We start from the raw sequence: 13,432 nt of genomic DNA, 5'->3' as shown, positions 1-13,432 counted from the left end.
AGCAGTGGCAGGGCAGCCCATCAGGGTCGTGATCGCCGACGACGAGCCTCTGATCAGGGCCGGGATCCGGATGATCCTCATCTCGGACCCGGAGATCGAGGTCGTCGGGGAGGCCGCCGACGGGCGGGAGGCGGTCGAGGCCGCCCGGGCGCACGCCGCCGACGTGGTGCTGCTCGACATCCAGATGCCGGTGCTCGACGGCCTCTCCGCACTGCCGGAGCTGCGCCGGGCCGCGCCCGCGGCCCGCGTGATCGTCCTGACGACCTTCGGGGAGCGGGAGAACGTGCTGCGGGCCCTGGAGCACGGGGGCGCCGGCTTCCTGCTCAAGGACACGGCGCCCGCCGAGCTGATCCGGGCGGTGCGGGCGGCCGCGGCGGGGGACGCGTATCTGTCGCCGGCTGCGACCCGGCACGTGGTGGAACGGCTGGCCATGGGCCGGGAGGTGGAACGCGCCGAGCAGGCGCGGGCACGGGTGGCGGCGCTCAGCGAGAAGGAGCGGGACGTCCTGGCACTCCTCGGCGAAGGGCTCTCCAACGCGGACGCCGGGAAGCGGCTGCACATGAGCGAGGCCACCGTGAAGACGTACGTGAGCCGGATCCTGGCCAAGCTGGACTGCGAGAACCGCGTGCAGGCGGCGCTGCTCGCGCGGGACGCGGGGCTGTAGCCCGCAGGAGGGGCCGGCGCCGGGGGACGGCGTGTGAAGGCCGGGGTCAGTTCGCCGGGGTGCCGGGGAGGGGGCTCGCGGCCGCGGCGTTGTAGCGCAGCAGGTACGCGGCGAAGTGGGCGAGGTCCTCGGCCGACCAGTCCTCCAGGCGTTCCTGGAAGGCGGCCATGCGGCTCGTCTGGGCCGCGGCGAGGACCCGGGTGCCGGCCTCGGTGGGGTGCAGCACCTGCACCCGGTGGTCGTCGGGAGCGGGGCGGCGCTCCACGAAGCCCAGCTTCTCCAGGCCGGCGACCTGGCGGCTCACCGTCGACTTGTCCAGGAAGTAGTGGGCCGCGAGGTCGGTGGCGCGGCAGCCGCGCTGCTCCTCGATGTGGGCGAGCAACGTGTACGAGACGAGCGGGAGTTCGGGGTGGACCCGGGCCGCCGCGGCACGGGCCCTGCGTGCGAAGGCGGTCAGCTCGCGCTGGATGACGTCCACCGACGCCTCACGGGGTGGCTCTGCGGCGCCGGTCATCGTGCGCTCCCTGTTGTGGTCGGTGCGTGGCCGCCGGTGCGTCGCCGGCGGTCGGGGTTGTTCGGGGCGGGTCGCCTCTCACGAACTTTCGGTTGTATAGTACAACGGTTATTTAGTTGTAAAAGCCAACCATGGAGGTCTCGGTGTCCGCAGGACCGAACACCAGCGGCGCGTTGCGGCATGTCCTCGGACATCTGCTCACCCCCCTGTTGATGTGCGTCGGCATGGGACTCGCCTACCTCGGCGCCTTCCACGCGCCCGAACCCCACGACCTGCGCGTCGACGTCGTCGGCTCCGGTCCCGCCACCCAGGTCCTCGCGCAGACGCTCCAGGACAAGGGCGCCGGCGCCCTCGACGTCCGCACCGTCGCCGACCGGGACACCGCCGTCTCCGCACTGCGCGAACAGCGCAGCTTCGGCGCCTACGTCCCCGGCGCGAAGCCCGAACTGCTCGTCGCCTCCGGCTCCTCCGACACCAGCGCCATGGCCGTCGAGAAGGTCTTCACCGAGGTCGCCGCCGGACAGGGCGCGCCCCTCGAGGTCACCGACGTCGCCCCCACCGCCTCCGGCGACCCCACGGGCCAGGGCGTCTTCTTCCTGCTCGTCGCCCTCAGCATCGGCTCGTACGCCTCCGTCGCCGTCATCGGAGGAGCCGGAGCCGTCCTGCCCATGCGGACCAGGGCGCTCCTCGCCGCCGGCATGTCGCTCGTCGTCAGCCTGATCGGCACCCTCTTCGCCGGCCCGCTCTTCCACCTGGTCGACCAGGGCCTCGGCGGTGTCTGGGCGATGTCCTGGCTGTACGCGGCGGGGATCCTCGCCGTCGGCGTCGGCCTGCACACCTTCCTGCGGCGCTGGACCACGCTCGGCGTGATGGTCCTCTTCGTCATGCTCAACTTCACGAGCTCCGGCGGCATCTACCGGCCCGAGCTCCAGCCCGGCTTCTTCGGCGCGCTGCACGCCTTCTGGAACGGCGCGGGCTTCGTCGAGGGCGTGCGCGCTCACGTCTACTTCGACGGCCACGGGCTCGGCGGGCACGTCCTCGTCCTCGCCCTGTGGCTCCTCGCCGGCGTCACGCTCGTCGTCCTCGCCGGACTCACGGAGTCCCGGCGGAAGCAGGCGGCCGCCGGCCGGGGCCGGGCACCGGGGACGCCGGGAACCGCGGCGACCACGGGGACCACGGGGGCGGTCGAGGACGGCGCCGATGCCGATGCCGGCGTCGATGCCCGGGCCCGGGCCGAGGCCGAGGAGGAGATGGAGGAGGCCGTCGCGGTCTGAGGGGCGGTCCAGGGGCCGAGGCCTGCTCCGGAAGCCTGGCGCAGGGGCTTCCTCCCGGGGTTGTCCACAGGCTCGCGGGGCGTTGTCCACAGGGGGAGACGGGTGATCGTGAACGGCGGTACGGTCAGGGCCGGATGATGTCGGACATCACATCGGGGGAGGCGTCCCATGGACGGGATCCGGGCCGTCGTGCCAGGCCAGCGCGGTACGGACGAAAGGCAGGACGGGGCACGCGTCCCGCACGTGCCGGGCTTCGCGCGCCGCGCCGCCCTCACCACCGGGGTCTCCCCCAAGGACCGGGGCAAGCAGCTGCGCGAGCGGGTGCCCCGCTCCTCGCACGACCGGCCGGCCCTCGCCGCCGACCGCCCCGACGCCGTGCGCGCCGTCGAGGAATCGAACCGGGGCCGGGTCCCCGAGCTCGCGCCGATACGGGTCGGCAGGATGGCGGCGAGCCCCTTCGCCTTCCTGCGCGGCTCCGCCGGACTCATGGCCCAGGACCTCGTCGGGACGCCCGTCACCGGGATCGCCGCCCAGATATGCGGCGACGCGCACGCCGCCAACTTCGGTCTCTACGGTGACGCGCGCGGACGGCTCGTCATGGACCTCAACGACTTCGACGAGACCGTCGTCGGCCCCTGGGAGTGGGACCTCAAGCGACTCGCCACCTCCCTCGTCCTCGCCGGACGGGAAGTGGGAGCGGACGAGGACGTGTGCCGGGCCGCCGCGTTCGACACCGTCGGCGCGTACCGGCGCACCATGCGCCTGCTCGCCCGGCTGCCCGTCCTCGACGCCTGGAACGCGATCGCCGACGAGGAACTCGTCTCGCACACCGACGCCCGCGACCTCCTCGGCACCCTGGAGCGGGTCTCCGCCAAGGCCCGCAACAACACGAGCGCCCGGTTCGCCGCCCGGTCGACCGAGGCCGTGACGGACGCCGAGGGCGGCGGCCGCAGGTTCGTGGACGCTCCCCCGGTGCTGCGCAGGGTCCCGGACGCCGAGGCGGCCGAGGTCGCCGCATCCCTCGGCGCGTACCTGGAGACCGTGTCCGAGGACAGACTGCCGCTCCTGGCCCGGTACGCCGTCCACGACGTGGCCTTCCGGGTGGTCGGCACCGGAAGCGTCGGCACCCGCTCCTATGTGGTGCTGCTGCTCGACCACCGGGGCGAGCCGCTGGTGCTCCAGGTGAAGGAGGCCCGGCCGTCGGCCCTGCTGCCGCATCTGCGGGCCGCCGGATTCACCGTGCCGGACGCCGGCCACGAGGGGCGGCGCGTGGTGCTCGGACAGAAGCGGATGCAGGTCGTCAGCGACATCCTGTTGGGCTGGACCACGGTCGAGGGGCGTCCGTTCCAGGTGCGGCAGTTCCGCAACCGCAAGGGCAGCGTCGACCCCGCCGCCCTCACCGCGGACCAGCTCGACGACTACGGGCGGATGACCGGGGCCCTGCTCGCCCGCGCGCACGCCCACAGCGCCGACCCGCGCCTGATATCCGGCTACTGCGGCAAGAACGAGGAGCTCGACGAGGCCGTCGCCTCCTTCGCCGTCGCGTACGCCGACCGCACCACCGAGGACCACGCCGACCTGCTCTCGGCCGTCCGCACGGGTCGCGTGGCGGCGGAACCGGGCGTCTGACGCCCGGCGGGGGCGACGAGAGCAAAAACGGGGGAGGGGAGGGAGGGGGGAGGCCCCCCCGCGAGGACCGTAGGCTGGGTGGGACGAGGCGGAACGAGGACTTGGCGGGCGTGGACGTGAGCGTGGACCAGGGTGTGAACGAGGGACCCGGGGACGAGCGACCCGAGGCCGAGGAGCCCGGTGGCCGGCCGTCTGCGGACCCGCGGGTCGGCACGCGGCAGGTCGCGGACCCGGAGGCTGTGGATCCGCAGGCTGTGGATCCACAGGTCGCAGACCCGGAGGCCATGGACCCGCAGGTCGGGGGCCCGCAGGCCGTGGACGCCCAGGTCGGTGGACCGCAGGCCGGGGCGCAGGAGGCCGTGGACGCCGAGGCCGGAGATCCGCAGGTCGGGGGCCCGGAGGGCGCGGGTGCCCAGGTGGGGGACCAGCGGCCTGAGGCTCGGTTGGAGCGGGCCGTGCGGGTGGCCGAGCAGGCGTTGATCGAGTTCGAGATCGCCGTCGAGACCTTCCGGGTCGAGGTGGAGAACTTCTCGCGGCTGCACCACCAGAAGCTCGGGCCGATGTACGCGCGGCTCGACGAGCTCGACGCGCGGATCGCCGAGGCGCGGGCGGCGCGGACCGGGGACCCCGAGGACCTGCGCCGGGCGCAGGAGGCGCGGGCCGCGGTGCTGCCGATGCCCGGCGTGGAGGAGCTGTTCAACGACTGGATCGACACCGACGGCCTCTCCCCCGAGGCCGCCGCGATGCTCACCGACCGGCCGGTGCAGCCGCCGAAGCGGGTCCGCCCCGGCGAGGAGGCCCGCAGGCTCTACCGCGAGCTGGCCCGCAAGGCCCATCCCGACCTGGCGCTCGAGGAGGACGAGCGGAAGCGGCGTGAGGAGTTCATCACGCGCGTGAACGCCGCCTATGCCCGGGGCGACGAGGCGCTGCTGCGGGAGCTGTCCGCGGAGTGGGAGGCCGGGCCGGTGCCCGCCGAGGAGCGGCTCGGCGAGAGCGAGGAGCTGTACGCGCGTCTGGAGTGGCTGGCCGAGCGCAAGGACATGCTGTCGGCGGTGGCGCGCGAGCTGGAGGAGAGCGCGATCGGCGCGATGCTGCGGATGGCGCCGGACGATCCGGACCAGCTCCTGGAGGAGATCGCCGAGCAGCTGCTCGCGCAGGTCTCCGAGCGGGAGAACGAGCTGGCCGGGCTGGTGCAGTAGTTTTTCCGTGCGCCCGAGTCGTTCGGGCGGTTCTGACGAGAGAAGGCCCTTCCCATGAATTTCTCCCCGCTGCCCTCCGTGGACGCGGCTTCCGTGCCGGCCGATGCCCTGGTGCTGGACGTCAGGGAGAACGACGAGTGGGCGGCCGGTCATGTCGAGGGTGCGCTGCACGTGCCGATGAGTGACTTCGTGGCCCGTTTCGGTGAGGTGACGGAGGCCGTGGCCGAGCGTGGTCGGGCCTATGTGATGTGCCGGGTGGGGGGCCGTTCTGCGCAGGTCACCCAGTACCTGGTGCAGCAGGGTTTCGACGCGGTGAACGTGGACGGCGGGATGCTCGCCTGGGACGGCGCCGGGCGTCCGATGGTGGCGGAGAGCGGAAGCCCGGCCTTCGTCCTCTGAGCCTTCCACGGCCCTCGGGGGCGTCAGTCGAGGGGGTGGGTGGCCAGCAGGTCGCCGAGGGCCTCCTCGTGGGCGGCCGCGGGGCCGAGGGACAGTTCGAGGTGCTTGGCCCAGGCGTGGTAGCGGTGCAGCGGGTAGTCGGTGTCCGCGCCGAAGCCGCCGTGCAGGTGTTGGGCGGTCTGCACCACGCGGCGGACTCCTTCGGAGGCCCAGATCTTGGCGACGGCGATGTCCCCCGCCGTGGGCAGCGGTCCGTCGGTGTCGTGGGAGAGGCGCCAGGCGGCCTGCCAGAGCGTGGCTTCCATGGCGCGTAGGTCGATGTAGCGGTCGGCGGTCTGGACGGCGACGGCCTGGAAGGTGGCCACGGGGTGGCCGAACTGTTCGCGTTTTCCGGTGTACTGGCTCGTCATGGCGAGGACGGCCTCTCCCAGGCCGAGGGCGAGCGCGCAGGTGCCGGTGGTGAGGATGTCGCGCAGTCGTTCCCAGGCGCCGTCGGTGTCGATGACGTCCGTGTCGTCGAGGTGGACGGCGTCGAGGCGGAGTTCGGCGAGGAGCTCGCCGTTGGTGGAGTACTGGTCGGTGAGGCCGAGGCCGTCGTGGGTGCGGGGCAGCAGGGCGAGGACGGTGCCGCCCTCGGTGGTGCGTGCGGGTACGGCGATGACGTCGGCGCGGTGGGCCCAGGGGACGGCGGTCTGGAGGCCGTCGAGGGTCCAGCCGGTGGCGTCGCGGCGCGCGGTGACGGCGTGGGCGGCGGGTTCGTGGCCGGTGCGTCCGTGGGCGGCGGCGGTGAGGACGAGTTCGCCGCGGGTGATGCGGGGGAGCAGTGCGGCGGCCGTGCGGGGGTGCGCGTACCGCTCGACGGTGAGGGCGACGGCGCTGGTCTCCAGGAGCGGGACGCGGGCGAGGACGCGGGCGGATTCGCGCAGGACGAGGCAGAGGGCGACGGGGTCGAGGCCGGCGCCGCCGTGCTCGGGGTCCAGGGTGAGTCCGAGGAGGTCGGCGGCGGCGAGGCGTGTCCAGAGCGGCCGGTCGAAGTCCTCGGCCACGGCGCCCGGGGTGAGGGCGGGGCTGGGCACCGCGTCGGGTGCGACGTCCGAGAAGACCGCCTTGGCGGCTTCGACGGCCGCCTGCTGTTCCTCGGTGAAGGTGAAGTCCACTGTGCTGCCTTCCCGTTGCCGACGCCTGGATGTCTGACGGATCGTCAAGATAGAACAGGTTCTAGGGGAAGGGAATGGCGGCGCCGACCGTACTTCGGCGGCGCCGCCACTTCGTCAGTGCTCGAGAATCGTCAGCGGTCGAAGTCCAACTCCACGTCCGGGGTGGCCGGATGGGACTGGCAGGCCAGGACGTATCCGGCTTCCGTCTCCTCCGGCTCCAGGGCGAAGTTGCGGTCCATCCGCACCTCTCCGCCGACGACGAAGGCGCGGCAGGTGCCGCACACCCCGCCCTTGCAGGCGTACGGGGCGTCCGCGCGGGCGCGGAGCACGGTGTCGAGGAGCGTTTCACCGCGCTCCACCGGCCAGGTGCCGGACCGGCCGTGCAGGGTGGCCGTCAGGGTGGCGTGCGCCGGGGCGTCCGCCGCGGGGGCGGGGGCGGGCGCGGAGCCGTCGTCGACGTGGAAGATCTCCTGGTGGATCCGGCCGCGGTCGACGCCCAGGCCGCGCAGTGCCTGTTCGGCGCCCTGGACGAGTCCGAAGGGGCCGCAGAGGAACCAGCCGTCGATCGTGTCGACCGGCAGCATCGCGGGCAGCAGTTCGGCGAGCCGCTCGCGGTCGAGGCGACCGGAGGGCAGGCCTGCCTGCTGCTCCTCGCGGGAGAGCACGGTGACGAGCTGGAAGCGGTCCGGGTAGCGGTCCTTGAGGTCGGCGACCTCGTCGAGGAACATCGTGGACGCGGCGGTGCGGTCGCTGCGGATCAGGCAGAACCGGGCCTCCGGCTCGCGGGCGAGCAGGGTGGCCGCCATCGAGAGCACCGGGGTGATGCCGCTGCCGCCGACGACGGCGGCGAAGTGGCCGGGGCAGGGGGTGAGCGAGAAGCGGCCCATCGGCTCCATGACCTCGACGAGGTCGCCGACGGCCAGTTCCTTGAGCGCGTACGTCGAGAACGAGCCGCCGTCGACGAGTCGGATGCCGACGCGCAGGACGGGGGGTTCGCCGGCCGGGGAGGCGGGGGCGCAGATCGAGTACGTGCGCCGGATCTCCTCGCCCTGCTCGCCGGTGCGGCGCAGGGCGAGGTGCTGTCCGGGGAGGTGCCGGTACGCCTCGTGGAGTTCGGGCGGGACCGCGAAGGTGACGGCCACGGAGTCGTCCGTGAGGCGGTCGACCTCGCTCACCCGGAGCGGATGGAACCCGGCCCGTCCGGCGGCTGAGGACACCATCTACAACTCCTTGAAGTGGTCGAACGGTTCGCGGCAGGCGGTGCAGCGGCGCAGCGCCTTGCACGCGGTGGAGGAGAAGCGGCTCAGGAGCTCGGTGTCGGTGGATCCGCAGTGCGGGCAGCGGATCGCCAGGGTGAGGGGCACGGGGCCGCCGGCGGGTCCCTGGGGGCGGGGCGGGGCGATGCCGAACTCGGTGAGTTTGCGGCGTCCCTCCTCGCTGATGTCGTCGGTGGACCAGGCCGGGGCGAGGACCGTGACGACGGTGACGTCCGGCACGCCGTGCCGGTGGAGGGCCTGCTCGATGTCGGAGGCCATGGCCTCGATGGCGGGGCAGCCCGTGTAGGTGGGGGTGAGGGAGACCTCGACCCGGCCGGGGCCGAGGACCTGCACGCCCCGCATGACGCCGAGTTCCTCCAGGGTGAGGACGGGCAGCTCCGGATCGGGGACGGAGCCGGCGATGCGGCTCAGTTCCTCCTCCAGGGCCGTCATGGTCACCATGTCGCCCCCGGGTGGCTGCGGTGCAGGTGCTGCATCTCGGCGAGCATCCGTCCGAAGGACTCGGTGTGGAGGCCCTGCCGGCCGGCGCCCGCGCTCCAGGCGCCGGTGCGCGGTCCGGAGGGCACGGTGAGCGTGGCCCGGCCGAGGACGTCGGTGACGGAGTCCAGCCAGGCGGTCTCCAGCGCCGGGAGGTCCAGGTCGAGGCCGTCGACGGGCTGGAACAGTTCGCCGGTGTACCGCCAGAGGGCGTCGCAGGCGAGCTGCATCCGCCGGTGGCTCTCGGTGGTGCCGTCGCCGAGGCGGAGGGTCCAGTGCTCGGCGTGGTCCTGGTGGTAGGCGACCTCCTTGACGGCCTTGGCCGCGAGGCCGGCGAAGGGGCCGTCGCCGGAGGCCAGCCGTCCGTAGAGGAGGTGCTGGTAGGTGGAGAAGTACAGCTGCCGGGCGATGGTGTGGGCGAAGTCGCCGTTCGGCTGCTCGACGAGCTGGCTGTTCCGGAAGGAGCGCTCCTCGCGGAGGTAGGCGAGTTCGTCCTCGTCGCCGACGAGGGAGAGCAGGACCCGGGCCTGGCCGAGGAGGTCGAGGGCGATGTTGGCCAGGGCGACCTCCTCCTCCAGGACGGGGGCGGCGCCGGCCCACTCCCCCAGGCGGTGGGAGAGGACGAGGGCGTCGTCGCCGAGGGCGAGCGCCGCGGCGGCGGTGAGGGTGTCGGTGGTGCCGGTCACAGGTGCTTCACCCCTTCCGGGATCTCGTAGAAGGTCGGGTGGCGGTAGGGCTTGTCCGCGGCCGGCTCGAAGAAGGGGTCCTTCTCGTCGGGCGAGGAGGCGGTGATGGCCGTGGAGGGGACGACCCAGATGGACACGCCTTCGGACCGGCGGGTGTAGAGGTCGCGGGCGTTGCGCAGGGCCATCTCCGCGTCGGGTGCGTGGAGACTGCCCGCGTGGGTGTGGGACAGTCCGCGGCGGGAGCGCACGAACACCTCCCACAGCGGCCAACCGTCGGTCGTCATGCCTGTGCCTCCCCGTGCTTTCCGGTGTGCTTGTCCGCGTAGGCCGCCGCCGCTTCTCTGACCCAGGCGCCGTCCTCGTGGGCCTGGCGTCGCTTGCTCAGCCGCTGGTCGTTGCAGGGGCCGTTGCCCTTGAGGACGTCCCAGAACTCGGTCCAGTCGATCGGGCCGAAGTCGTAGTGCCCGCGCTCCTCGTTCCACCGGATGTCGGGGTCGGGGAGGGTGAGGCCGAGGGCCTCGGCCTGCGGCACGGCGATGTCGACGAAGCGCTGGCGCAGTTCGTCGTTGGAGTGGCGCTTGATCTTCCAGGCCATCGCCTGGGCGGTGTGGGTGGACTCGTCGTCCGGGGGGCCGAACATCATCAGCGAGGGCCACCACCAGCGGTTCACGGCGTCCTGGGCCATCGCGTGCTGGGCCTCGGTGCCGCGGGAGAGGGCGAGCAGTGCCTCGTACCCCTGGCGCTGGTGGAAGGACTCCTCTTTGCAGACCCGGACCATCGCGCGGGCGTACGGGCCGTAGGAGCAGCGGCAGAGGGGGACCTGGTTGGTGATCGCGGCGCCGTCCACGAGCCAGCCGATCGCGCCGACGTCGGCCCAGGTCAGCGTGGGGTAGTTGAAGATGGAGGAGTACTTCTGGCGGCCGGAGTGGAGCTTGTCGAGGAGCTCGTCGCGGCTGGTGCCGAGGGTCTCCGCCGCGCTGTACAGGTACAGGCCGTGGCCGGCCTCGTCCTGCACCTTGGCCATGAGGATCGCCTTGCGGCGCAGCGAGGGCGCGCGGGTGATCCAGTTCGCCTCGGGCTGCATGCCGATGATCTCGGAGTGGGCGTGCTGCGCGATCTGCCGGACGAGGGAGGCGCGGTAGGCCTCGGGCATCCAGTCGCGCGGCTCGATCCGCTCGTCGGCGGCGACGGCGGCGTCGAACACGGCCTCGTAGGCGGCCTGCTCGGCCGCCGCGGCCGTGTCCGACACGCCGGGCGCGCCCGTGGTCCCTGCCGTCCCTGCCGTCACTGCGGTCATCAGACCCCCTACCGACCGATCGTTCGGTTGAATGACTTCAATGGTGGGTCGGCGGCCCGTATGGTGTCAACCCTGTGGATAACCGAGGTGGGCTGATCGGGATCGGGGCGGGATGGACGCGTACGTCGAAAAGGACGCGGTCGAGATGAGTGACGACGGGCGCAGACCCCCCGAGGACCCGCCGGTCCACGGGCCGAATCACCTCGAGAATCCGTCGGCCACCCCTTCCGGGGCCCCGGACGCCCCCGGTGCCCCTTCCGGTGCCGAGGGGGCCGGTGCCGGGATCATGTCCCTCTCGCTGCCGTACCAGGTCGTCGCCGCCGTGTCGCTCGCCGTCGTCGGCGTGTTCGCCTGCGTCCACCTGGCGATGGTGTTCCTGCACGTGGCGCCGTCCAACACGCTGACCAAGCGGCACGGCGAGGCCGTCGGCGACTGGATCTACCCCGAGTTCGAGCAGAACTGGAAGCTCTTCGCGCCCAACCCGCTCCAGGCGAACATCTCCGTCGAGGTCCGGGCCGAGCTCGCCGGCGCCGACGGGGGCCGCCGCACCACCGGCTGGATCGACCTCACCGCCCAGGACATCGAGGGGATCCGCCACAACCCGATGCCCAGCCACGCGCAGCAGAACCAGCTCCGCAGGGCCGTGGACTTCTACCTCAACACGCACGACGACGACAACAGCCCCAACGGACTGCGCGGCACCCTCTCGGAGCAGTACATCCGCCGGATCGCGATGCTCAGGCTCGGAGCCGTCGAAGGACCCGACGGGCGGACCGTCGGCCCCGACGCGCGGCGCATCCAGCTCCGCACCGTCTCCCGGACCGTCCCCGCCGCCCGGTGGAGCACCGAGAGGACGCGGACCACCCCCTCCTACCGCGACTTCCCGTGGTGGACGATCACCGACGCCGACCGGACCGCCGGCGCCGTCACGAGCCGCACGGAGGCGGGCCGATGAGCACGTCCACCGCCACGCCCGCGCGTGCCCGCGAACCCTTCGCCCGCCGGCTCGCCCGCGGGGTGCAGGCCGTCACGAGCCGTCCCCTCGCCCCGTACCAGAGCGCGATCATCCGGATCGGCTTCTCGCTGACCTGGCTGCTCTTCCTGCTGCGCGAGCTGCCCCACCGGCACCAGCTGTACGGACCCGACGGCCCCTGGTCCTGGGAGCTGGCGCAGCGGCTGATCGCCGACAACCGGGCCTTCACGGTGCTCCTGTGGTCGGACGGCCGGATCTGGTTCGAGGCCGTCTACGGGCTCGCGGTGCTCTCGGCCGCGCTGCTCCTCGTCGGCTGGCGGACCCGGGCCGTGTCCGTGGTCTTCATGGTCGGCGTGCTCTCGCTGCTGAACCGCTCCGTCTTCGTGGGCGACGGCGGCGACAACGTCCTGCACATCGTCTCGATCTACCTCGTCTTCACCCGCTGCGGCCGGGTGTGGTCCCTGGACGCCCGGCGGGCGGCCCGTGAGGACCGCGCGGCCCGGGCCGGGGAGCCCGCGCGCCGCGATGTCGCCGGACCGCTGCTGTGGGTGGTGCTCGGCGGCTTCCTCCTCGCCGCCACCTGGTTCAGCGACGTCTCCGGCGAGTGGTGGGTGCCGGTGCTGCTGTGGGTGCTGTGGCTCGGCAACGGGCTGTGGTGGCTGGTCTGCCGGATCGCCCCCGGGGAGCCGCGCACCCTCCTCGACGTCCTGGCGAACCTCGCGCACAACGCCGCCCTCGTGGTGATCATGGCCGAGGTCTGCCTGATCTACGCCACGGCGGGCTGGTACAAGATCCAGGGCTCGCGCTGGCAGGACGGGACCGCGCTGTTCTACCCGCTGCACCTGGACTACTTCTCGCCCTGGCCGGCCCTCTCCGAGCTGCTCGGCGCCAGCGGGGTCATGGTGATGCTGCTGTCCTACGGCACGGTCATCGTCCAGGTCGCCTTCCCCTTCACGCTCTTCAACCGCAAGGTCAAGAACGTCCTGCTGGTCGCGATGATGATGGAGCACGCCGGGATCGCGGTGCTCCTCGGACTGCCCGTCTTCTCGCTCGCGATGATCTCCGCCGACGCCGTGTTCCTGCCGACGGCGTTCCTGGTGTGGCTGGGCGCCCGGGTGGCCGGGGGCAGGGACCGGCTGCTGAGGCGGACCCCCGCCGGGACGCTGCCCGAGCAGCGCCGTACGGCCGAGGAGCCCGGCCCCCGTACCCTCGTCGGGTGAGCACCACGGAAGAACAGCCCGAGCCGGTCCAGTACGACGAGGGGTTCGGCCCCGAGATCGGCGTCGGGCCGCACCCGGAGCCGTGGCCGCGGGACGAGCGGTACGACCCCGAACTGCTCGCCGGCGGCGACCGGCGCAACGTCGTGGACCGCTACCGGTACTGGACGCGCGAGGCGGTCGTCGCCGATCTGGACACCCGGCGCCACGACTTCCACGTGGCGGTGGAGAACTGGGGCCACGACTTCAACATCGGCTCGGTCGTGCGGACCGCGAACGCCTTCCTGGCGAAGGAGGTCCACATCGTGGGCCGCCGCCGCTGGAACCGCCGGGGTGCCATGGTCACCGACCGCTACCAGCACGTCCGGCACCACCCGGACACCGAGTCGCTGACCGCGTGGGCGGCGGCCGAGGGCATCCCCGTCATCGGGATCGACAACCTGCCGGGCGCTGTCCCGCTGGAGCGGACCGTGCTGCCCCGCCGCTGCGTGCTGCTCTTCGGACAGGAGGGCCCAGGGCTCACCGAGGAGGCCCGTGCCCATGTGGAGATGGTCTGCTCGATCGCCCAGTTCGGCTCGACCCGGTCGATCAACGCCGGCGCGGCCGCCGCGATCGCCATGCACGCGTGGGTGCAGCGGTACGCGGAGATCGAGGCTCCCTGACCTCTCG

At 72.8% G+C, this 13,432-nt stretch carries 15 protein-coding genes; 8 read left to right on the top strand and 7 right to left on the bottom strand.

Going from position 1 to position 13,432, the window contains the following annotated elements:
* The first annotated feature begins 4 nt into the window (after positions 1-4).
* Positions 5-664, top strand: a complete 660-nt coding sequence (locus tag ACFYUZ_RS06555; protein ID WP_389306753.1) for a response regulator — start codon at positions 5-7, stop codon at positions 662-664.
* Positions 665-710: 46 nt separating this feature from the next.
* On the opposite strand, the gene ACFYUZ_RS06550 is transcribed toward ACFYUZ_RS06555, so the two are convergent.
* The gene (locus ACFYUZ_RS06550; RefSeq protein ID WP_389306752.1) at positions 711-1,178 is read right to left on the bottom strand and encodes a MarR family winged helix-turn-helix transcriptional regulator; all 468 of its coding nucleotides are present in this window, start codon (positions 1,176-1,178) and stop codon (positions 711-713) included.
* Between the two features lie 143 nt (positions 1,179-1,321).
* Between ACFYUZ_RS06550 and ACFYUZ_RS06545 the strand changes: the two genes are divergently transcribed.
* From ACFYUZ_RS06545 to ACFYUZ_RS06530, 4 genes are all read left to right on the top strand, one after another.
* The gene (locus tag ACFYUZ_RS06545; RefSeq protein ID WP_389306751.1) at positions 1,322-2,452 is read left to right on the top strand and encodes a hypothetical protein; all 1,131 of its coding nucleotides are present in this window, start codon (positions 1,322-1,324) and stop codon (positions 2,450-2,452) included.
* A 168-nt stretch (positions 2,453-2,620) separates the two neighbouring features.
* Positions 2,621-4,081: a DUF2252 domain-containing protein gene (locus ACFYUZ_RS06540; protein WP_389306750.1), complete on the top strand. Its 1,461-nt coding sequence runs from the start codon at positions 2,621-2,623 to the stop codon at positions 4,079-4,081.
* A gap of 284 nt (positions 4,082-4,365) precedes the next feature.
* Positions 4,366-5,280: a hypothetical protein gene (locus ACFYUZ_RS06535; RefSeq protein WP_389307025.1), complete on the top strand. Its 915-nt coding sequence runs from the start codon at positions 4,366-4,368 to the stop codon at positions 5,278-5,280.
* A gap of 54 nt (positions 5,281-5,334) precedes the next feature.
* A complete protein-coding gene (locus tag ACFYUZ_RS06530; RefSeq protein ID WP_190155485.1) occupies positions 5,335-5,679 on the top strand; it encodes a rhodanese-like domain-containing protein in 345 nt (114 codons plus the stop codon).
* 23 nt (positions 5,680-5,702) lie between these two features.
* Here ACFYUZ_RS06530 and ACFYUZ_RS06525 read toward each other — a convergent pair whose 3' ends face one another.
* The 6 genes from ACFYUZ_RS06525 to paaA form a co-directional block, all read right to left on the bottom strand.
* Complete coding sequence (locus ACFYUZ_RS06525; RefSeq protein ID WP_389306749.1) at positions 5,703-6,836, bottom strand: acyl-CoA dehydrogenase family protein; 1,134 nt, start codon at positions 6,834-6,836, stop codon at positions 5,703-5,705.
* Positions 6,837-6,967: 131 nt separating this feature from the next.
* Entirely contained in the window at positions 6,968-8,056 is a 1,089-nt protein-coding gene (locus ACFYUZ_RS06520; RefSeq protein WP_389306748.1) for a 2Fe-2S iron-sulfur cluster-binding protein, read from the bottom strand.
* Complete coding sequence (paaD, locus tag ACFYUZ_RS06515; protein ID WP_356902366.1) at positions 8,057-8,554, bottom strand: 1,2-phenylacetyl-CoA epoxidase subunit PaaD; 498 nt, start codon at positions 8,552-8,554, stop codon at positions 8,057-8,059.
* A complete protein-coding gene (paaC, locus tag ACFYUZ_RS06510; RefSeq protein WP_389306747.1) occupies positions 8,548-9,276 on the bottom strand; it encodes a 1,2-phenylacetyl-CoA epoxidase subunit PaaC in 729 nt (242 codons plus the stop codon). Before paaC ends, paaD begins: the two co-directional genes overlap by 7 nt.
* Entirely contained in the window at positions 9,273-9,560 is a 288-nt protein-coding gene (paaB, locus tag ACFYUZ_RS06505; protein ID WP_030692422.1) for a 1,2-phenylacetyl-CoA epoxidase subunit PaaB, read from the bottom strand. The genes paaC and paaB overlap by 4 nt, the downstream gene beginning before the upstream one ends.
* Positions 9,557-10,573: a 1,2-phenylacetyl-CoA epoxidase subunit PaaA gene (gene paaA / locus ACFYUZ_RS06500; protein ID WP_389306746.1), complete on the bottom strand. Its 1,017-nt coding sequence runs from the start codon at positions 10,571-10,573 to the stop codon at positions 9,557-9,559. The genes paaB and paaA overlap by 4 nt, the downstream gene beginning before the upstream one ends.
* 286 nt (positions 10,574-10,859) lie before the next feature.
* Here paaA and ACFYUZ_RS06495 point away from each other — a divergent pair, with 286 nt between their 5' ends.
* The 3 genes from ACFYUZ_RS06495 to ACFYUZ_RS06485 are packed head-to-tail and all read left to right on the top strand — an operon-like array spanning position 10,860 to position 13,425.
* A complete protein-coding gene (locus ACFYUZ_RS06495; RefSeq protein WP_389306745.1) occupies positions 10,860-11,528 on the top strand; it encodes a DUF5819 family protein in 669 nt (222 codons plus the stop codon).
* On the top strand, positions 11,525-12,766 hold the full coding sequence (locus tag ACFYUZ_RS06490) for an HTTM domain-containing protein (protein WP_389306744.1): 1,242 nt from the start codon (positions 11,525-11,527) through the stop codon (positions 12,764-12,766). The genes ACFYUZ_RS06495 and ACFYUZ_RS06490 overlap by 4 nt, the downstream gene beginning before the upstream one ends.
* Positions 12,763-13,425 carry a TrmH family RNA methyltransferase gene (locus ACFYUZ_RS06485; RefSeq protein WP_389306743.1) on the top strand — a complete coding sequence of 221 codons (663 nt, stop codon included), beginning with the start codon at positions 12,763-12,765 and terminating at the stop codon, positions 13,423-13,425. Before ACFYUZ_RS06490 ends, ACFYUZ_RS06485 begins: the two co-directional genes overlap by 4 nt.
* Positions 13,426-13,432: the final 7 nt, after the last annotated feature.

The organism is Streptomyces sp. NPDC004266 (assembly GCF_042874095.1).
Classification (GTDB): domain Bacteria; phylum Actinomycetota; class Actinomycetes; order Streptomycetales; family Streptomycetaceae; genus Streptomyces.
This window is presented reverse-complemented; position numbering and strand designations above follow the sequence as displayed.